This is a genomic window from Microcoleus sp. PH2017_35_SFW_U_B (genome assembly GCF_020737865.1).
Taxonomy (GTDB): Bacteria; Cyanobacteriota; Cyanobacteriia; order Cyanobacteriales; family Microcoleaceae; genus Microcoleus.
The window spans coordinates 1-19,527 of the sequence record NZ_JAEQDE010000107.1 but is presented as its reverse complement, the minus strand read 5'-3'; the positions used below and the strand labels follow the sequence as shown (position 1 = coordinate 19,527).

25 protein-coding genes and 1 pseudogene are annotated in these 19,527 nt (G+C 44.0%); 10 read left to right on the top strand and 16 right to left on the bottom strand.

The genetic code is table 11. The annotated features are described in order from the left end of the window. Nucleotides 1-168: 168 nt before the first annotated feature. Nucleotides 169-1,239: a magnesium chelatase ATPase subunit I gene (bchI, locus tag JGK36_RS27385; RefSeq protein WP_293177793.1), complete on the bottom strand. Its 1,071-nt coding sequence runs from the start codon at nucleotides 1,237-1,239 to the stop codon at nucleotides 169-171. 271 nt (nucleotides 1,240-1,510) lie between these two features. On the opposite strand from bchI, the gene JGK36_RS27380 reads away from it, so the two are divergent. The 4 genes and pseudogenes from JGK36_RS27380 to JGK36_RS27365 form a co-directional block, all read left to right on the top strand. Continuing rightward, nucleotides 1,511-2,779 (top strand): ATP/GTP-binding protein, encoded by a 1,269-nt coding sequence (locus JGK36_RS27380; RefSeq protein ID WP_293191874.1) that lies wholly within the window; start codon nucleotides 1,511-1,513, stop codon nucleotides 2,777-2,779. Then, entirely contained in the window at nucleotides 2,772-3,185 is a 414-nt protein-coding gene (locus JGK36_RS27375) for an RloB family protein (protein WP_293177796.1), read from the top strand. The genes JGK36_RS27380 and JGK36_RS27375 overlap by 8 nt, the downstream gene beginning before the upstream one ends. A 15-nt stretch (nucleotides 3,186-3,200) precedes the next feature. After that, entirely contained in the window at nucleotides 3,201-3,764 is a 564-nt protein-coding gene (locus tag JGK36_RS27370) for a hypothetical protein (protein WP_293177365.1), read from the top strand. Between the two features lie 612 nt (nucleotides 3,765-4,376). Further along, nucleotides 4,377-4,472: pseudogene (locus JGK36_RS27365) on the top strand (1,4-alpha-glucan branching protein domain-containing protein); the annotation flags it as partial. A 107-nt stretch (nucleotides 4,473-4,579) separates the two neighbouring features. Here JGK36_RS27365 and JGK36_RS27360 read toward each other — a convergent pair. Beyond that, on the bottom strand, nucleotides 4,580-5,254 hold the full coding sequence (locus tag JGK36_RS27360) for a PEP-CTERM sorting domain-containing protein (protein WP_293177368.1): 675 nt from the start codon (nucleotides 5,252-5,254) through the stop codon (nucleotides 4,580-4,582). A 73-nt stretch (nucleotides 5,255-5,327) separates the two neighbouring features. Beyond that, a complete protein-coding gene (locus JGK36_RS27355) occupies nucleotides 5,328-6,353 on the bottom strand; it encodes a site-2 protease family protein (protein ID WP_293198695.1) in 1,026 nt (341 codons plus the stop codon). 768 nt (nucleotides 6,354-7,121) lie between these two features. Between JGK36_RS27355 and JGK36_RS27350 the strand changes: the two genes are divergently transcribed. Further along, complete coding sequence (locus JGK36_RS27350) at nucleotides 7,122-10,202, top strand: S8 family serine peptidase (protein WP_293198693.1); 3,081 nt, start codon at nucleotides 7,122-7,124, stop codon at nucleotides 10,200-10,202. Nucleotides 10,203-10,322: 120 nt separating this feature from the next. After that, complete coding sequence (locus JGK36_RS27345) at nucleotides 10,323-10,565, top strand: hypothetical protein (protein ID WP_293177377.1); 243 nt, start codon at nucleotides 10,323-10,325, stop codon at nucleotides 10,563-10,565. Here the strand turns inward: JGK36_RS27345 and JGK36_RS27340 are convergent. The 10 genes from JGK36_RS27340 to JGK36_RS27295 all read right to left on the bottom strand — a co-directional run bounded on the left by JGK36_RS27340 (nucleotide 10,555) and on the right by JGK36_RS27295 (nucleotide 13,747). Continuing rightward, nucleotides 10,555-10,716 (bottom strand): PIN domain-containing protein, encoded by a 162-nt coding sequence (locus JGK36_RS27340; RefSeq protein WP_293198691.1) that lies wholly within the window; start codon nucleotides 10,714-10,716, stop codon nucleotides 10,555-10,557. The genes JGK36_RS27345 and JGK36_RS27340 overlap by 11 nt on opposite strands. Further along, nucleotides 10,688-10,933, bottom strand: a complete 246-nt coding sequence (locus tag JGK36_RS27335; protein WP_293198689.1) for a twitching motility protein PilT — start codon at nucleotides 10,931-10,933, stop codon at nucleotides 10,688-10,690. The genes JGK36_RS27340 and JGK36_RS27335 overlap by 29 nt, the downstream gene beginning before the upstream one ends. After that, on the bottom strand, nucleotides 10,923-11,177 hold the full coding sequence (locus JGK36_RS27330; RefSeq protein WP_293198687.1) for a type II toxin-antitoxin system ParD family antitoxin: 255 nt from the start codon (nucleotides 11,175-11,177) through the stop codon (nucleotides 10,923-10,925). Before JGK36_RS27330 ends, JGK36_RS27335 begins: the two co-directional genes overlap by 11 nt. A gap of 64 nt (nucleotides 11,178-11,241) precedes the next feature. Continuing rightward, the gene (locus tag JGK36_RS27325; protein WP_293198685.1) at nucleotides 11,242-11,391 is read right to left on the bottom strand and encodes a hypothetical protein; all 150 of its coding nucleotides are present in this window, start codon (nucleotides 11,389-11,391) and stop codon (nucleotides 11,242-11,244) included. Between the two features lie 39 nt (nucleotides 11,392-11,430). Continuing rightward, complete coding sequence (locus tag JGK36_RS27320; RefSeq protein WP_293177389.1) at nucleotides 11,431-11,763, bottom strand: type II toxin-antitoxin system PemK/MazF family toxin; 333 nt, start codon at nucleotides 11,761-11,763, stop codon at nucleotides 11,431-11,433. Then, nucleotides 11,748-11,942, bottom strand: a complete 195-nt coding sequence (locus JGK36_RS27315; RefSeq protein WP_194012388.1) for a DUF2281 domain-containing protein — start codon at nucleotides 11,940-11,942, stop codon at nucleotides 11,748-11,750. Before JGK36_RS27315 ends, JGK36_RS27320 begins: the two co-directional genes overlap by 16 nt. Nucleotides 11,943-12,186: 244 nt before the next feature. Beyond that, nucleotides 12,187-12,543, bottom strand: a complete 357-nt coding sequence (locus JGK36_RS27310; RefSeq protein WP_293198683.1) for a type II toxin-antitoxin system PemK/MazF family toxin — start codon at nucleotides 12,541-12,543, stop codon at nucleotides 12,187-12,189. Then, entirely contained in the window at nucleotides 12,543-12,830 is a 288-nt protein-coding gene (locus tag JGK36_RS27305; protein WP_293198681.1) for a hypothetical protein, read from the bottom strand. Before JGK36_RS27305 ends, JGK36_RS27310 begins: the two co-directional genes overlap by 1 nt. A 144-nt stretch (nucleotides 12,831-12,974) precedes the next feature. Next, nucleotides 12,975-13,310, bottom strand: a complete 336-nt coding sequence (locus tag JGK36_RS27300; protein WP_293191866.1) for a XisI protein — start codon at nucleotides 13,308-13,310, stop codon at nucleotides 12,975-12,977. A gap of 62 nt (nucleotides 13,311-13,372) precedes the next feature. Next, complete coding sequence (locus tag JGK36_RS27295; RefSeq protein WP_293198679.1) at nucleotides 13,373-13,747, bottom strand: element excision factor XisH family protein; 375 nt, start codon at nucleotides 13,745-13,747, stop codon at nucleotides 13,373-13,375. 10 nt (nucleotides 13,748-13,757) lie between these two features. On the opposite strand from JGK36_RS27295, the gene JGK36_RS27290 reads away from it, so the two are divergent. Next, nucleotides 13,758-14,342, top strand: coding sequence for a hypothetical protein (locus tag JGK36_RS27290; protein ID WP_293198676.1), 585 nt, complete (start codon nucleotides 13,758-13,760; stop codon nucleotides 14,340-14,342). Beyond that, nucleotides 14,329-14,664, top strand: coding sequence for a type II toxin-antitoxin system PemK/MazF family toxin (locus tag JGK36_RS27285; protein WP_293198673.1), 336 nt, complete (start codon nucleotides 14,329-14,331; stop codon nucleotides 14,662-14,664). Before JGK36_RS27290 ends, JGK36_RS27285 begins: the two co-directional genes overlap by 14 nt. On the opposite strand, the gene JGK36_RS27280 is transcribed toward JGK36_RS27285, so the two are convergent. From JGK36_RS27280 to JGK36_RS27270, 3 genes are all read right to left on the bottom strand, one after another. Then, nucleotides 14,661-14,786, bottom strand: a complete 126-nt coding sequence (locus JGK36_RS27280) for a hypothetical protein (RefSeq protein WP_293198671.1) — start codon at nucleotides 14,784-14,786, stop codon at nucleotides 14,661-14,663. The two genes, JGK36_RS27285 and JGK36_RS27280, sit on opposite strands and share 4 nt — an antisense overlap. 19 nt (nucleotides 14,787-14,805) lie before the next feature. After that, nucleotides 14,806-15,111, bottom strand: a complete 306-nt coding sequence (locus JGK36_RS27275) for a DUF4926 domain-containing protein (protein WP_293198669.1) — start codon at nucleotides 15,109-15,111, stop codon at nucleotides 14,806-14,808. 202 nt (nucleotides 15,112-15,313) lie between these two features. Further along, a complete protein-coding gene (locus tag JGK36_RS27270) occupies nucleotides 15,314-17,869 on the bottom strand; it encodes an EAL domain-containing protein (RefSeq protein ID WP_293177465.1) in 2,556 nt (851 codons plus the stop codon). A 266-nt stretch (nucleotides 17,870-18,135) separates the two neighbouring features. Between JGK36_RS27270 and dapB the strand changes: the two genes are divergently transcribed. Both dapB and JGK36_RS27260 read left to right on the top strand, forming a co-directional pair. Next, nucleotides 18,136-18,963: a 4-hydroxy-tetrahydrodipicolinate reductase gene (gene dapB, locus JGK36_RS27265; protein WP_293191854.1), complete on the top strand. Its 828-nt coding sequence runs from the start codon at nucleotides 18,136-18,138 to the stop codon at nucleotides 18,961-18,963. A gap of 54 nt (nucleotides 18,964-19,017) precedes the next feature. Then, complete coding sequence (locus tag JGK36_RS27260; RefSeq protein WP_293177471.1) at nucleotides 19,018-19,422, top strand: four helix bundle protein; 405 nt, start codon at nucleotides 19,018-19,020, stop codon at nucleotides 19,420-19,422. The last annotated feature ends 105 nt before the right edge of the window (nucleotides 19,423-19,527 follow it).

Sequence of the window (19,527 nt, the reverse complement as noted above, 5' to 3'; positions counted from 1 at the left end):
TTTGAGGGACGGCTCCTTTGCTCTCTCTATCAATAGTGAGAGTATTGCTATCGCGTATGCCCTGTTTGTCCAGGGTTGTGCAGCGTAACACCGTCAGGGTTTATCAGAATTTAAAGCCGACTCGCAGAGGTTCCATTTGTTAAGATACTACTCTTGGCCATCGATGCTCTAACCTTCGGTTGTTTCTAGGCCGAATACTCGATCGAACACTTTAGTCACTTTATAGCCGGAATCTATGGATTCGAGCGGGTCTTTCCGCAATCGGTGGCGCAAACACAGAGTCATTACCTTGCGAATATCGTCCACAGTGACTTCTGTTCGGCATTCTAAGGCGGCGTAAGCTTTCGCGGCCCGATTTGTGACCAAATCGCCTCGTAGCCCGTCTACGTCCAATTCGGCGCAGACTTGGGAAATTTTTACTCGCAAATCGCGATCGAGATTTACGGATTTTAATCTTTCTTGGGCTTCCACCAATTTCTGCTGCATATCGTCTTGTTGGTGCTGATATTTGGCGAGAAACTCGGGCGGATCTTGGTCAAAACTCGATCGTTGTTCGACAATTTCTACTCTCAGATTAGGATCTTTTACAGTGCGAATTTCTGCGTGCATTCCAAATCTGTCAAGCAATTGCGGCCGCAATTCTCCTTCTTCTGGATTCCCGGAACCAATTAAAATAAACTTAGCTGGGTGGCGGATTGAAATCCCTTCTCTTTCAACTGTATTCCAACCGCTGGCGGCGGAGTCGAGCAAAACATCGACTAAGTGATCGTCGAGCAAATTGACTTCATCGACGTAAAGAATGCCGCGGTTAGCTTTAGCTAAAAGGCCTGGTTCAAAAGCTTTAACTCCTTCGGACAAAGCTTTCTCAATGTCGATCGTACCGCACACTCTGTCTTCGGTAGCGCCGAGTGGCAAGTCTACCATTTGTACTTTTTTGCGGGCGATCGGCATTGTACCGTGATGCAAAGTGCGATCGCGCACTTCATCGCTCATCAAATCTGGATCGGTGGGATGGCTGTTAAAAGGATCGTCAGCCACGACTTCAATTTCTGGCAGTAAATCTGTGAGGGCGCGGATTGTGGTAGATTTGCCTGTACCGCGATCGCCCATAATCATCACTCCGCCAATTTTGGGATCGATGACATTCAAAAGCAGCGCCAGTTTCATCTCTTCCTGGCCAACAATCGCAGTGAAGGGAAAAACAGCGCGGCGGGCTGGGGTAGCGGTAACGGTTGGCAGAGCGCCCGCATTTAGGTTATTGCTGACTTCGGCAGTAGGACTCACAATAAATTCTTTACTCTAATGACAGTCCTCTATTGTGACATACAGGGGTACATTAGTCGATCGAAGGTTGGCGATCGTCATGCCGAGTCGGTTTACAAAAGCTCATACACTCATATAATATCTTGTAAAGTCCGTCAAGAGTTATAATTATTGAGATATTTATCTATCTATTTCATTGGCAGATATTGGCTGAGTGATTCTATCTAATTAAAAGTTGAGTTCCTCTATGTTAATTGATTTTTCAGTCACTAACTTTAGGTCAATTAAAGAAGAGCAAACATTAAGTATGATTGCAGACTCTTCCAGCAGGAAGAATGAGAATACTTTTGTGCCGATCGAAGGCAATAAACTGCGATTGCTTAACTCGGCTGCGATCTATGGAGCCAATGCTTCTGGTAAATCAAATATTCTCAAGGCTTTACATAGACTTATTTCCTATATTCAGACTCTCAATATTGATGTCGATCATAAAATTCCTTATTACGAACCATTTAAGTTAGATGAATCGCGATTAAGCCAGCCTTCTATTTTTAAGCTGAGTTTTATTCTTGAAGGAATTATGTATGACTATCAAATTGCTTTTGATAGTCGAGAAGTTCATCACGAACAGCTAGATTTTTACCCTAAAAAAAGAAAGTCAAACTTATTCATTCGTACAAAAAATGAGGTCAAACGCGGTGATTATTTTCAAGACAAGCGCTCTTTTTCAAATAAAGCTTTAACTAAATATCCTTATTTATCAAAAGTCGCTCGTGAAGAACATGAACAAATGCAAAAAATCTATGAATACTTAAAAACCTATGCTTTTTTCCCAGCCTATGATAATCAAACAAAAAAATCATTAATACGTCATGTCAACCAATCATTACAAGGAGATGAAAAACTGAAAAAGAAATTAAGTAAGCTCATCCAAATTGCCGACACTCATATCGATAGAATTAATATTGAGGAAAAATCAATGACTTCTGAATTTGATGAAGAGATGCCAGAGGATATTAAAAATTTAATAATGAGTGATAAATATGAGGTATTTGCAGTTCACAAAACATTTAAAAATAATGTGTTTACTGGTGAAAGTGAATTTTCATTTTTTCATGAAGAATCAATAGGAACTATGACACTTTATACTATTGGCACTCTAATTTTATTTATTTTAAATGAAGGTCATATTCTAGTTATTGATGAATTAGATAATAGTTTACATCCCAAACTGTGTAAGTTTTTAATTAAGTTATTTCACCATCCGTCAACTAATCCCCGTAATGCCCAACTAATTTTTGCTAGCCATGAAACTACATTGCTCGATCGAGAATTGTTAAGAAAAGACCAAATATGGTTTACCGAAAAAAATAAATATGGTGAAACACAACTCTTTTCTGCCCAAGACTTTGACAAGGTAAAAGGTGATGAACCTTTTGACCAATGGTATATGCAAGGTAAATTTGGTGGTCAACCTAATATTAAAGAAGTTGAATTTATGTTTGGTGATGAATAAAAAAAGAGAGAATAAACGAAAACAGTTAAAGCAGTCGATCTACATAGTATGTGAAGGAACTAATACAGAACGAATTTACTTTGAGGAGATTGCTCAACAAGATGATGTGTTTGAGAAATATGCGGTCAAAGTTTATCCAAGTGAAGAAGACCAAATCAAAGCAGCAAAAAAAGAAGGTGAATCTATTAAAACAGATGCGATGAATCTGGTCAAACTCGCCAAACAAGAAATAAATAATTATGATGAAGTTTGGGCAGTTTTTGATAAAGATGGTTATACCAAACACGAACAAGCATTTTCAGAAGCCAAGAAACATGGTGTGAATCTTGCTTTTTCAAGTATTGCCTTTGAGCATTGGATTTTATTGCATTACGAACAGTATCGAACTGCTTTCCCTAAGTCCTAAAATGTTATTGATTACTTGGAACAATCAGATTATTTTACAGGCTATGCTAAAAAAGCAGATATTTTAATTTATTCTAGACTTAAAAGCCTGACTAAAACAGCTATTGAAAATTCAGCATGGTTACGGATGAAGATGGCACAAAATTTAGCTGCTTGCGATCATAAAATCTATGAATTAAATCCTTATACCACTGTAGACAAGTTAGTCATAAAGCTTTTAGATTTGAATCCTGTAACCTATGGAGTTATTAACGAAACACAGAAAATTAGCGATATTAGTATCACGGTTAATGCTGTTCAGCACAACTGTGGAATAATAAAGTTGAGTGTTAGTATTCTCAATGACAAAAACATTACCTATTTAGTTAACAATGACAGCGGTCACTTTTATATAAGAGATGAAGATCAAAATAAATTTCAACTTGCTCTTGATAATCCAATAATAATTGAACCAAGTTTAACTCAAGATATTATCTTAAAGTTTGAAATATTTTCCGCAACGGGGACTTTAAGATTTCATTTTAGTCCTAAGCCGAATGAAATACTAATTATTGCCCTTGACAATGTAACTGAACTGTAAAAAAACTATCACCCTGACAACAACTCGCTATCTCCCAGATAACCAACGCCTTTCTTGCGTCAGCCAAACTACCAAAAATTGTTCCGATGATAGCGCACGATCGCACTTACCTCCGATCGACTTTCAATTTTATAATCTTGGACGCAGGAGTGGTCAGAAACCGGATTTTTTCGAGAATACTCGATCGCAGTGCACAGACTCCGCCAAAAACCCGGTTTCTTTGGTAAATGCGTAAGTCTGTTTCTGCAAAACCCAAGCGCAACTAAGATTTGCGGCATTTACATGACAAATTTGGGCGGGCAGGATGCCCACCCCACAAGAGTTTGCAGCAAAGTTACCACCGATGTTAACTCAGGGTAGATGGTAGAAGAAGGGCGATCGCGCAACCCTAATGTAAACTAATGTAACGCTTTTCCGGATTTTGCATAAAAACCTCAAGTTCCCACAGATATATATTTGAGGGCATTTTCCAGCAACTATTTTTCAGGGGTACACATGGCTGAACTTAACATCGGGGCATTGACTGACAGCAAAACCTACACAGGTAGTGTTGACAGTAAAAATATTTTTGACCTTTATCCATTTAACATCAAAAATCCCGGAAGTTTGCAAGTTAAAGAAGGCAAAGTCGATTCTGGCTGGCTGGAGAAGGTTCAGGAGATAGATCGCATCTTCCCTGAGATTAATTATCGCATTTATCGATCGCTTGAAGTTACCCAAAACAGATGCAGACGGCGGTTGAAACCGCGTCTACACGAACAAAGTCTGCCTCCGCAGACTGAAGAAAATAACGTAATTTTAACCGCTAGGTCTTCTTATCTTTTTGTTCGTCTTTTCTTCCACAATAAACCCATTCCCGCCGCCACAAACGTACCAGCCACCGTCATCGGTTCCGGCACAGGTTCATACTCATAAGTTACACTAGCAGCAATATCCGCCGACACCTTACCGCCAAAACTACCTCTAGCAGGACTCCCCAGAATTTGAGTTAAACCAGTTGTCGCCACACCAGCAGTAAAAGTATCACCATCGCAGCCAGTTAAAGCACTCAAAAACTGCGGCAAATCATAACTTTTCGACACGCTACCAGAACCAAAACCGCTAACACTTCCCGTACCACCGCTAGCAATCTTCGTTTCCGGCGGACTAGCCAAAACACTCAAAGTCAAATTCGGGTCAGTTTTCAACAGCCGAATATTCACAGCAATATTAGCATTAGTTGCTGCCGTTCCCGTAAAATCTCCAGTCAAAGGAGTAATGCTGACACTATTATTAACAGTAGACTTAACCGTAACATAAGCCTTCAACAGAGTACCCAACAGCGAATTAAACTTCGGCAAAACCACATTCGTACTGCTATTTAACGGCTGCGAATCCAGATTCACAGTATAAGTTTGACTCAGAGTAGCAGCTTCTACGGAAAAACATTGACTAACAACCGCAAAACTCAAACTTCCGCCAACAATTCCCAACCTTTGACAAACATTCATATCAGTAAACCCCTAACTAAAAAAATCAACAACATTTTGTGGTACGGGCGTCTCGCCCGTGATTAATCTGCGGTTAAAAACTCCAAACCCGCAAAACCCAGTTTCCCAGCAAGGAGATTAAATAACTCAAAGCAAAAACAGTATAAATGATACTCAAAGGCGCATAAGCTGCCAAAACCAATCTATCACTTGATTCTGCCTCAATCTCCTCCCTCCGCAATAAATCCATATAAAAATCAAACGACTTTTGACGCAGATTGTTAATGCCAGTTCCTGCCACTAACAAATAATAACCATCAAATCGGTTGAGGGGATTCAAATTAATTGCTACAGTCAGCAAAGCCGCCACCATCAATAAATAACTAATTTGATGACAGACAGGATTCGACTGCGAAAACAGCCAAACCCAAACAGCAAACGCCCAAATTGTTACTTGAATCAAAACTCCCGCAGCCACGACTAAAACCCGCTGTTTTCGCTTGACTAAACTGTATTGGTCGCTAGTATCTGTATAACATCCAGGAATGAAACACATAAATAACAATCCAATTTCTTTAACAATACCGCCGTAATGTTTGAGCGTGAAAGCATGACCGAGTTCGTGCAAAGATATTACCAGGATTGTCAGCAACACAAATGTGATAATAGTCTCAATTTTTCCGGCTGTCCACAACTGCTGGTGCGAGACAACAACTTCCGCCGAGGAACCAAACCAAGCTGCTGCGGAAGATGCGATGAAAGCGCACAGGAAAAACCCAAACTCCCACGTCCAAATCCAGCGCAATTTGTCGATGTGCTGCGACAGCCAGACATCGGGATTGACTAGGGGAATTGTGAAAGATAGAAGATTGAATTTGGCTTTCGGGGCTTTTGTGCCTTCTAGCATTCCCGTTTGTGCTAAGCTTCTCAACAGATTTTGCACATCTTCTAAATCGATGTTGTATTCAGCGAGAGTGTTAGTTACGGGTTGTTTGCCTAGTTGCAAGATTACCTGTTTGTCAAAGTCGTCAACTTCCATGAAAGTCATGTCTTCGGGATTGCGAAGTATCCAATGACCGTCTGGATGAGCTATCCACTGCACCGCTGATTTGAGTTCCATAGCATATTGTTACTTTGGCTGACAAAGTGCGATCGACTAAATAAGAATTATGCCTTGGTAGGCTAAAAGATCGATCGCCCCTAGCGCCTGTTTTCAAATTTCCCCTTTCCCCGTTAAATTCAGATCCCCCTAAATCCCCCTTAAAAAGGGGGACTTTGAGGAGGACGGCTTTTGTTGTCCCTCTTTTTTTAGAGAGCAAAAGTGCGATCGCCCTAAATCTTGCTGAAAACATAAATTTTCCAAGCAATATGTGCCCTGTTTCAAAGAAGCAGGGAAACGGGAGAGTAGTTTTTGAAGAAGCTTTGGTGATATTTGCTAGGGCTTCAGACCTCATTCCAAATTTCACCTCTCGGTTCATATTATCAGAAATCATAAAAAAAGCAAGGGCAAATTCTAACTATTTTTGGAATGTAGCGCTGGCGGCCGGAAACCGGGTTTTTTATCGATTTTAAAGGCTGCGATTCCATATTTTCGTAAAAACCAGGTTTCGGAGTCAGTCCTAATTTAAGTTGGCAAAAAAACTTTACACAAACTTTACAATCGAAAGAGGGTTTTTGGTGTAGGATAACCGTGAAGAAGCAAGAAAAACCGAAAAATTAAGCATTGACAAAGTATGAGCTCAATCGCCAACGAGACCGTTAGCAAAGCGCGGCAGATGTGAAGCGATCGCCAATACGTAAAATTTGTTAACTTTGCGTAGTTTTTCAAACAAACAGAAATTTTCAGATTATTACTTACAGATTTTTGTCAAGTAACGATTTTGGTTGAATGCGGGAGGCATTCGATCGAGTTCGTGCGATCGAAATTCATATTAATCAAGGTGGAAAGATTATGGGTTGGCTAAATTTGGGTGGCAAAAAACGCAAAGAGGCTCAAGGTTTTGGGAATTCACCGAAACGCAAAGGCCGCAAAAAATCCCGCAGTCATGTGTTGGAAAGAATTGTAACTCCGAGTGCGGGTGTTGGGGGATGGCTGGATGATTTGAATCCGCTGCATCAGTTATTCGGTTCTTTGTCGCTACCTGATTTAGATTTACCGAATTTCTTGGCTGATAGCGGTGTTTGCCCGATCGCTCCTTCTGCGCCAACCAATAATTTACCACCGCTGATTGATTTTGACCCGCTGGGTTTGTACCATGATGGGATTGCGACTCAAACTCCTTACAATCCGGGCGGTGCGTTTGAGACTTTGCCGATTGCTTTAATTCCCGTCGATCCCCATTCGCCAAATCCTAACAATCCGAATGCAATCCGTCAATTGCTAAATTTTCCTTTGGCTAATCAGCCGTTGCTGGGAAGTATTGATACGGGTGTGAGTGCGGATAGTCCTTATTTGAATTACGGGAATATCAAGAAGGGCCGCGATTATGTCGGCGGGGATGATAATCCGTTGCTGAAAGCTGGGGAAGGTAGCGAGCACGGTACTTTTATGTTGGGGATTATTGATGCAATTAATAAGACTGCGCCGAAGTGGGTGGGAAGGGCGATCGATTCTGGGAGATGGGCGGATTCTTTGGTAGAGTTTGTGGATGCTGCGAAGGCTTCGGGACAGAAAAATGCGATCGCCAATCTCAGTTTGGATTTGACTCAGAAGAATGCTGACGGAAGTGTGACAACGCGCTATGAGTTGACGACCGCAGAAAGAAGTGCGATCGAATATGCGCGGCAAAATGGCGTAATGCTGGTAGTGGCGGCGGGTAACGACGGCGGTGTGATGTCGGTTTTGGGTCAAGCTTCTCAGGAGTTTGACAATATTTTTACGGTTGGGGCTGGGGATATTAACGGGCGATCGATCTATTCTAGTTATGGCCGCGGTTTGGATATTGTGGCGGATGGTGGCACGACTGAACACCCCGGTTTATCGACTGTCGGAAATGATTTGGGGACGATGGCGGGGACTTCGGTGGCGACTGCTAAAGTTGCGGGGGCGGCTTCTTTGGTTTGGGCGGCAAATCCTGCTTTGAACTATCGCCAAGTGATGGAGATTTTGAAGTCTACGGCGAGGGATTTGGGGCCGGTTGGATGGGATGATGAGACGGGTTTTGGATTTTTGAATACGTTGGCGGCGGTGGATTTGGCGAAGAAAACGCAGCCGGAAGTGTACGAAATTCCGGCAACAGTCGTTCCTGATACTTGGAGTGGTGAAGGAAAGGTAACGCCTAGTGAAAGGGCAGTTAATTTCAACGGAAGAATCAATAATGTTGGTGATGTCAAGGTGACTGGGTGGTTGAGAATACGTTCTCAGCCTAATACTAGCTCGGCGGAAGTTGCCAAAATAACTCCTGGTACTCAACTAGAATTCTTAGATGGGCCCGTTCAAGGTGGAATGGTTACGGATACAAGCGGACTTGGTAGCAGTAACACTTGGTATCGTCTGGCTAATGGTAGCGGGTATATGTCGGCTTTGTACATTCAGAATGTTGGCTCAATACCAGCACCAACTCCGACACCAGCTCCCAAGCCTACGCCAACTCCGACACCAGCACCGGCTCCCAAACCAACACCAGCTCCGACACCTGCACCGGCTCCCAAGCCTACGCCAACTCCGACACCAGCTCCCAAGCCTACACCAACTCCCACACCAGCACCAGCTCCCAAACCAACACCAACTCCTACACCAGCACCGGTTCCCAAACCTATCCCGCAAGTTCCGATTAACTCTAATTCAGCTAACTATCGGAATGGGGCGGTTAATCCTTTTGCCTACCGCTGGCAGGGGCAATGCACTTGGTATGCCTATGGACGGATGCTGGAAACAGGATTGTTACCCCCAGATGTCAAGAAAAATGCTTTGTTCCTGGGTAATGCTGGGCTGTGGAAGAACGATGCTTTGAAGGTAGGTTTGCCTGTTACTTCTACACCAACTGCTGGGGCGCGGGGTTTAGTGGTTTGGCCGCCTAATACTAAAGGGGCTGGAAGTGTGGGTCACGTTGCCTTTTTGGAAGAGGTTTATCCCGATGGACGGGTTCGGATTACTGAGGCAAATTGGCCGACAGGTAGTGGAATTAAGGAACGAATTCTGACGCCGGCTCAATATGCTGGAGTGTCGTTTGTCCGACTAGAAAATGCTCAGACTAATTCCTATAATGCACCTCCGGCAAAGCCTGGACAGCAGCGGCAGTATGTTGTGCGTAGTGGTGATACGTTATCGGCGATCGCTCAGCGAGAACTGGGGAATGCTAACCGTTGGACGGAAATTAAGAAAGCTGATGGTAGTACATTTACCGCAGCGGAAGCACAATCGATCAAACCAGGTCAGTCGATTTATTTGCCTGTGAGTTATCAACCTGGGCCTGGTGTTTCCGTTACTCCAAAACCATCCTCTACGCCGATAGCAAATTCAGAAGTCTATGTTTACCCAGAAAGTTTTGTTGGCCCAGTTCCTCTAGGAAGCATTCGTGTTAAATCTGACCATCATCTAATTCTGGCTGGGGTCAAACGCTTGTATGAGGATAAAAAAAGGTATGGAGCTAACTTTCCCGTGGACTACTATGACCAAATCTGCCGTTATCTGTTCCAACTTGCATTAAATAAAAATGGTGGCAATAAGTTAAAAGCTTTTGAAGATTTGAGAGATATCTCCGATGGAAAGTTTGGATGGGACTTTCAAAATCACTACACCAAGCTTGTTGGCACAGACAAGAAAAATGGTTGGGATAAAGTCAGACACTTTGCTCACAGTGCTTATCACCGCTACACAAAAGGTCATCCAGCAGCAGCTATCATAACTCGTGCTAAAGAGTTTAACGATCTGGTTGAATCATGGTTTGGTCAAGATCCTGAAGGTTGGAGTGATGATGACATGGTTGCTAACTATAAAGGAATCAATTTTGCCGCAGAACACGGTTGATTAATTTTCCTTAGATTGAGATCCGATTGCTGTTTGGTGTTTATGGACTAAAAGGGCGAGCGCACTTTCTCCCCCGCCTGAAAAGTGCACTCGTCCCTTTGGAATAAGTCAAAAAGTGCGATGCTTGCGATTGCAGATGACCGATCGTCCTTTCCTTCTCTTTCTCAAAAAAGGGCGATCTATCTCCTCAACTCAACGTCGGCCCGATCGCCCTTTTGGTTACGAATATTTTTGCAGGGAAGAGCGATCGCCCTTCATCTATACCAGATGCCAAACGTGCGATCGCCCTTTTGGAATAAGTCAAAACGTGCGATCGCTTGTTTGGGATGGAGAGGGCGATCGTTGGCAATCTCTACCAATTAATTACAGTTAAACTTGTTACCTTTGCAAACTCTCGATCGGCTGTCACCAAAGTTGCTGAATTTTGGATTGCCATTGCTGCAATAACCGCATCCGGCAGTTTCAAGCGATGTTGCTGGCGAATTTCAATGATTTTCAGAGAGCAAAATAGCATCCATAGCCCCTAAACCCAGAACCTCCACTCGTTGCAGAAACTGCTCAAAAATCTGACGATCGTCTTTAGTCAGCCCAGGAAATACCAGAAACTCAATTTGGCTAATTACTGAAACTCCCAGCCAATCGGCATCTTTAAGTAATTCAATGAGTTGAATATTCCCTTGAAGCAAAGCAACGATCGCATTCGTATCCAACACATAGCGATTACCACTCATCGCGTAGATTCCTCTGCATTGTTACTGCATCTCCCTGCCAAGTTAATCGCCCTACCAAATCAGAGAAATCATAGCTGGGTTTCTGCTTACCCTCTGACGAAACCGGATTCAAAACAACTAAAATTTCCCGTTCTTTTAGCAATCGTAATCCAGCCAGAATCACTTCAGAAGCAGATGAGTACCTACCGTTTTTGACTGTTGATTGAACAAACTGCTCTAGTTCAGGAGTTAAGGATATATTCATGATGTTGAGTCACCTATTTGAGTCAACTACTACCCTCCATAATAACAAAAATTATCCAATTTTGTTATTTAACATTTTTGGCTGCGGGAAGATGGCGCGATCGCCCTTCATCTATACCAGATGCCAAACCAGCGATCGCCCTTTTGGAAGGAGTCAAAACGTGCGATCGCTCTTTCCAGCCCAAAATGGCGATCGCACAACACAACATAGTCAAACAGTATTTTAAGCAGAGGGAACGCTTGACAATAGAGAATTACTGCTGAATAATTTCAACAATCTTAGCGATCGCCTCGTTTAACTTTTCAGTTTTAAGCTGACCGGCTTTATAAAGTATAATTCCTCGATCTGCGGTAAACAAGCGATTAGGTCTAATGTTGCTAATTTGGTTAAGTCCGCCCTCGCTAAAATCACTACTTTCAAGAGTGATAGCATAGCGATCGGCGATCTTTTGGCTAGTAATCTGACAAAGAATTATATCGTCTCCTGCCAAAGTTGCGATTACTAGAGCCGGTCGGCGCTTGGCTTGTGTTAAATCTGAAAATGGGAATGGAACAACTACTACATCACCTTTTACAAATTCTGCCATGCTTCATCCTCTTCTAACTTTAACCAGTCTTTTTCCAAAGAAGATTCACTGAGCAGGCTTGCTTCTAACTTATCTTTATTGTATTTTAATTTGAGGAATTGCAGGAAATTCCAAACTTCTTCTAATATAAATTCTGGAATATTCTCTACTTCCTTAAGGAGTAATTCTTTAGCGTTCATCTCATTTACCTAGAAAAATATACTAATTGAGGTCATGCGTAACTCCTATCTATTATAGCATCCTTGAGATTAGCAGCTCATCGCGCAGATTCCTCTGCCTCCTCTGGCTCAACATCAGCAACTTTAGCCAATTATAGCAGGATCGCCTTGCTTGTAAGCGCAGATAAGCGATCGCCCTTTTGGAATAAGTCAAAAAGTGCGATTCCCTACGGGATAGCTTCGCACGCGCTTACTTCAACTCATTCTATTCTTCTACATTCTCAAATTCATCCATTTGCAATGTATACTGCAATGCCACCTGTAATCTTGATACATAATCTGCTGAAAGAGTGCCCATTTTTTTGATTAATCGCTCTCGATCTATCGCTACTATTTGATAGCAAAGCACGACTGAATCTTGTGGTAAACCACCTTCACCAGTCGGCAAAATAATTGTCCCTGGTATTTTAGCACGTCGCAGATTACTTGTTACCGGAATGACGACTACTGTTGTAGTAAAGCGGTCTAATGTATCTCGCTGTACAATAATGACTGGTCTAATTCCTGCTTGTTCTGACCCTCTCGAAGGATTCAAATCGGCTAAATAAACATCTCCTAGCATCAGATTTGATCCTGTTGCTGAAGTCTCAGCATATAATCACTTAAGGCAACTTCTGCCAACTCTAAATCTTCTGCCGCAAACTCAGATTTTAGTACCGCAGCTTCCTCATCAGAAATGGCATCCCACTCTCGAAATAATTGCCTTTTTTTAGCAAATTTTTGATTTTGTTGAGTAGCTTGCTGTTTCTGGGCTAGATATTTCCCGATCGCCCGATCGAGTTCCTGTAACTCTAAAATTTCCAGCATTTCAAGCTGATTGACAATTTGGTTGAGGATTGCCTGTGACATCGGTTTTCACTTTTTGTGCTTGCCTACTTTGTCTATTATACAACTATTACCGTCAGTCGATTGGCGATCGCCCTTTTGGAATTAGTCAAAACGTGCGATCGCTCTTTACCCCTTTTTCTCAACCAAGGGATCTCGCCCTTTACCTCAAGCAATTGCAAAATCAGTCAACTTCCGGTCTTCATAATGGTAAAAAGCCAGCACAATATCTTTTTGAAAAACCCCTCGATCCAGCAAATCCTGAGTCACCCCCTCCTCAGTTTCATCTCGTTCAATCCAGAGTTTGCCCTCGAAAATTCGCAGATGCACGATAGTGCTGTGAACTCGCCGATCGCCATTCCATCCAAAACTAACCAGCAAATAATGGTCGCGATCGCTATCATAAACCGCCGACATATCGCTCTGCCCGAAACTAGGTTTATATCGGGCATATTCGTCGATTACTTCTCGCGCAATCGATCGATACTGAGTCAACTTTTCCATAGTACAATCTCCTCTAAGTCGGGATTGAAAACAATCAAAGGGAATTGTCGTTCTTTAACAAATTACTGAATCGACGGACGCTGAAAAAAGTTTTCATACGTGCGTTTCGGAATGGCAAGATATAGAGTACGATCGGGCTCCAGCCGTGCCATAAAACTCGAATATAGATAGTATTGTCCAACGGCTCGTTCGAGATCGGTCACTGGGGAAGGACTGATAAATACCTTCACCTCAACAGCAATTTTTCGCTCACTCCTCTCGGCGGCAATTAATTTTTCGGCTCCTAGATCCGCGTAAACAGTCAAGTCTTCAAATCTAATAGTGAAAGGATCGTGAGTAATTGTCCAGCCGTCTTTAATGAGAGCGGCTTTAACGACATTATGGTAGATATCTGTGGCATAAACTAGCTCAAAACACCCCTCTAATCTAGTATACACTGGTGCAATAGTGCAATACAAACTGAATATCTCGCCATTGCCCTTTATTTCGGAAGCGGAAATAAAAGGCGATCGCCCTTTTGGAATAAGTCAAAAAGTGCGATCGCTTTTTGCCTATTTTTGGCTATATGGAAAGGGCGATCGGTCTTGTGGATGGAGAGGGGCGATCGCTATGAGTGGGATGGAAAGGTCGATCGCTTTTCTCGACCGAGGAATCTCGCTTTTTGGTTCGAGGAGGGGCGATCATTTTTCTAAGGAATGGAGCAAATTAATCGTAGAAAAACGGGTCAAAGCCTGTGTCCCTAGAACGTCAAAATATGATAAACTTAGTAAAAGCACTCGCCTTCAAGATATCCAAGCCATGAAGCTTATTTCTTTGTCAGCACATTTTGATGGGCAATCTATTCAGCTAGATGAACCCTATAAGCTTGAACCAAACATAAAACTAATTGTCACAGTCCTCCCGGAACAATTAGCAGAACGCGAAGCCTGGTTGTGGTTGTCAAGGCATCAACTAAACAATGCTTACAGTCAGGACGATGATTACCCGAGCAATGCAATTAAAACACTAAATCCTGACTATGCAGGAAGCTGATGTTGTTCTCACCCCAATACCCCAAGCTGACGGGACAACTAAAAATCGTCCAGCCATCCTTCTGAGGGAACTCCCACCTTATAGAGATTTTTTAGTGTGTGGTGTTAGTACCCAACTAAATCAACAGGTTCCAGGTTTTGACGATATTATTTCCCCCTCTGACTCAGACTTTGCTGCCAGCGGTTTACGGTCTCAATCCTTGATTCGGTTAGGTTTCCTTGCTGTATTACCTCGCAATCAAATTATCGGTTCTATTGGAGCTATTTCCTCAGAGCGACATCAACGCTTACTAAAAACTCTGAGTGATTATCTTGTGAATTAGAGAGCAGGGCGATCGCCCTTTTTTTCATGGAAAGGTCGATCGCCCTTTTTTTCATCGAAAGGTCGATCGCCCTCGATCGCTTTTTCACGGGCGAAGGGCGAGATCCTTTTTGATATAAGCAATCGCCCTGACAACAACTCGCTATCTCCCAGACAAAGAACGTGCAAACTCTAAAACTTCTATCTGACGTTCGTCTGACAAACGTCCAACCATCGCAGCTAATAGCTCAGATACAGACAACCAATGCCTTTCTTTCGACTTCCAAACAACTAAAAACTGCTCCGTAGACAGAGTACATAAAGCTATCATTTCGCCAGAGCAATCGCTAAATTCTACTTCGTAATTTCCATCATCATAACAATCTACAATTGCCCCTCTAACACCTAGGTGTAAATTAGATTCAGGCAATGTTACTAACAATTCGACTGCATCAAATAATTCTGGCACGATCGTGCTTACCTCCGAACGAATAGTGTTAAATGGGGTACATCTGGTTTTTGAAGAGGGCGAAGCATGACCGCATATAAGTTATTAGTTATTATCTCATATTTACGGAGGTCATGCTTCGCCCCTACGGATATATTCGCTTGCATTGAGATACACCCGTTAAATGACTAATGACTGCTGACTAATGACTAATAACTAACAACTACCACTGCGGCTCCGAAGCCATTAAAGCAGTAGCTTCATCGCTGGGTAAGGGCTTAGCAAAAAAATAACCTTGGCCGTATTCGCAGCCGATCGCCCTTAACCTAGCTAATTGCGCCGCCGTCTCCACACCCTCAGCAATCACATCCATTCCCAAAGCGTGGGCCAGGGTGACTATTGTTCGGACGATCGCCACATTCTCTCCCTCACCCAACTCCATCAGCCCGACAAACGACTTATCAACCTTCAAAGTATCCGTAGGAAACCGACTCAAATAACTCAACGACGAATAACCAGTGCCAAAATCATCAATTCCCAATTTGACATTTAAGGCTTTCATCTGCTTCAAAACCCCGATCGCCGATTCGACATCATCCATCACCACACTCTCAGTAATCTCCAACTTCAAACTCTCGGCACTCAAACCCGTTTCTGCCAAAATAGCCTGAATGCGATCGACCAAATCCGGCTGAGCAAACTGCTTCCCAGATAAATTTACACTCATAATCAAAGGGCGATCGAAATTAAACATTTCCTCCCACAGCCGCAACTGCCGGCAAGCTTCCTCCAGCACCCACTCACCAAGCTGCACAATTGCCCCCGTTTCCTCAGCCACCGGAATAAACTTGACCGGCGAAATCAAGCCCCGCTGGGGGTGCTGCCAGCGCACCAAAGCCTCAAACCCAATAATCCTCCCGCTAGCCAAAGACACAAAGGGCTGGTAGTGCAGCAAAAACTCCCGACGCTTCAGGGCCATCCGTAAATCTGTTTCCAACCGCAACCTCTCCAACGCCAAATCGTGCATCGAAGCATTAAACACCTGATACCTTCCCGTTCCCAAAGCCTTCGCCCGGTACATCGCCGTGTGGGCGTCTCGCAGCAAGTGTTCCGGCTGTTCCCGGGTGGTAGTAGTTGGTTCGCCTCCCACCGCAATTCCGATACTCGCCGTGACAAACACCTCCTGCCCTCTCACGTCAAAAGGCACAATTAAAGCTTGGTGAATGCGATCGGTCAAATCGATCGCATTCCCCAGATCGACATTCCTCGCCAAAATCGCAAAATCGTCACCCCCCACCCGCGCCACAGTATCCGCGCGAGCAATACTTGCCCTCAGCCTCCGCACCACGGCCATCAACAGTTCGTCCCCTACCAAATGACCTAGAGAATCATTAATTACCTTAAATCGGTCTAAATCAATAAACAGCACTGCAAACAGATAGCTGTGGTGGCCTTTATTGTGGGCGATCGCCCGCCCCAAACATTCCACAAACAAATCCCGGTTCGGCAAACCCGTCAGACAGTCGTGAAAAGCATCGTAAAGCTTCCTGTAAGCGCTGACGCCCACACCAGTCACCACCAAACCCAAAGCCGGCGACACCAGCGGCACCCACCCACCCTCAATAAAAATCGCAAAACTAATTCCCAACAGCCCCATCAACAGCGCACCCCCAACCAATGCTGCCCTCGCCGGGTGCACAATCCGCCAAGCCACAACCCCGCCAAGCACAGCCCAAGAAGCGTTCCACAAAATTTCCGCCCATTGCGGCCAGATCCAAAACAGCGATCGCCCCTCCAAAACGGCACTCAATATTTGGCTGAGCATTTGGGCGTGCAGGATCACCCCCGGCATTTTCGGAGTTTGTTTTTGAACCGGACTGTAGGGCGTCAGAAACACGTCTCTGGTACTAGGTGCTGTCGTTCCGATCAGCACAATTTTGTCCTTTATCCAGGTTGGGTCAATTTCCCCCTTCAATACCTGCGACATACTGACTTGTCGCGCTACATTATTGGCAGAACGGTATTTGAGCAGAATTTGGTAGCCTCTGGCATCAAGATTTGCATAGCCGCCGCTGTCAGATTTTAAAGGCACAAATTCTGCTTTGCCCCAGTTGATTTGGTGGGGATGGACAGGGCTATCTGTGGGCTGCACGCTGTTTTTGAGATACAGCAAAGCCAGTTGCAGAGAAAACGACGAAACAGTAGTCTTGTTTGCTTGCGAGACTGAGAGTAAATGGCGGCGCACCACGCCGTCAGCGTCGAGCACGAAGTCGTTAAAACCGATTCGATCGCGCGGTATTCCTTGGGGCGCCGGGACTCCCGGACTTTCTGCATCGCTCATTTTGGCGATCGCCACTACATTCGGTGCTTTCAGCTTGACCAGCAATTCTTCGTGTCCCGGTGGTTGCGGCAAATCTCGGTACAAGTCCAAACCGATGACTTTTGGCTGGTACTTTTGCAATTTTGTCAAGGTTTGGGCGATCGCACCGTCGGAAACCGGAAATCTCCCCAAAGCTTGAATATCTGCCTCGGAAATTCCCACTATCAGCAGCCTCGGATCCCTGCCCGCATCGGGCTGCAAGCGTACTAACGAGTCAAAACTGCCCAATTCCCAGCTTTGCAGCCATCCCAACCGTTGAACTCCCAGATTCAGCAGCGTTACAGTAGCACCCGCCAGCATTGCAGGCAAAATTCTGACCCGGCGGCCTGGAGAACTCAGATCGAGGCCAGTGGCGACAGACAGTACAGAACGAAGATTTCGAGAGAATTTGGGAGTCACAGAAAAAATATATGGGTGCAAATTCGCTTCGCACAAGTCTGTTCCACAGAATTGAGCTTATTATGAGATTGAGTGTAATTTTTTCAGAAATTGTGCCGAAACCGAGTTTATTTAAGTTAATTACTCGATTTTGCCAAGTATTTCGGGAGGGGAAACCGGGTTGTTGAAGATTTGCCGACAAGTCCTGTTTTTTATTCCCCTGTTTCCCTAAATTCCCACAAGCGTTAAAATTTAGTCGATCGAAGTTTCAGGATATTTTTGAGATTATGGCGAATCAACTTCCGATTCCGGTGATTGTTAACGGTGCTGGTGGCAAGATGGGCCGCGAAGTAATTAAGGCGATCGCAAATGCTGATGACATGACTTTATTTGGGGCTGTAGACCGTTCTCCTGAGTGCCTCAACGCCGATGCGGGGGAATTAGCCGGATGCGGCCCGTTAGAAGTTCCGGTAACAGACGACTTGCAAGGAATGCTGGTATTAGCATCTCAGGAAAAGCAATTAGGCGTGATGGTAGATTTTACGCACCCTTCGTCTGTTTATGAAAATGTGCGATCGGCTATAGCTTATGGTATACGGCCAGTAGTTGGGACTACAGGATTGAGCAGCAAGCAAATTGATAAGTTAGGTGAATTCGCTGACAAAGCCAGCATCGGCTGTTTGATTATACCCAATTTCTCGATCGGCATGGTTTTGCTACAACAAGCAGCCGTCACCGCATCTCAGTATTTTGAACACGTAGAAATTATCGAGCTGCACCACAATCAAAAAGCCGACGCTCCCAGTGGCACGGCGATTCAAACTGCTCAAATGCTAGCAGAATTGGGAAAAACTTTCAATGTGCCCGAAGTTGAGGAAACTGAAAAAATAGCGGGAGCTCGTGGTTCGGTGGCCGATGAAGGGATTCGGATTCACAGCATCCGTTTGCCCGGTTTAATTGCCCATCAAGAGGTAATTTTTGGTGGGCCAGGTCAAGTTTATACTTTACGACACGATACGAGCGATCGGGCTTGTTATATGCCGGGAGTTTTGTTATCGGTGCGAAAAGTGCTGGAATTGCGATCGCTCGTTTACGGATTGGAAAAAATACTCTAGGGAATAGGGAATGGGGGATTGGGAATTGGGGATTGGTAATAGAGGGGTGTAGATATGGCAAGACCTGATTTTGAGGATTTGGATGTTTACAAATTGGCTGAAAAGCTAGCAAATGAGGTTTGGTTTATTGTCAAACAATGGGATTATTTCACGAAAGATACTATGGGCAACCAAATTGTACGAGCCGCCGATAGTGTTTGTGCTAATATCGCAGAAGGACGCGGCAGGTACAATCATCAAGACAATCGGCGTTTTGTTAAAATTGCCAGAGGCTCTTTGTATGAAACAATCAGTTGGTTGAGATTGGCATATGCCCGAAAGTTGTTAGCAGATGAACAAGTCATAAAAATTCAACCAATAATCGATGAATTGCCACCAAAACTCAATGCTTATCTAAACTCAATTGGTGGTAAAAAAGATCGAATAAGTGATGAAAAAATTGAGATAGATCGCCAATAAAAAATCTCCCCATTCCCCATTCCCCATTCCCCATTCCCCATTCCCCATTCCCCATTCCCCATTCCCCATTCCCCATTCCCCATTCCCCATTCCCCATTCCCCATT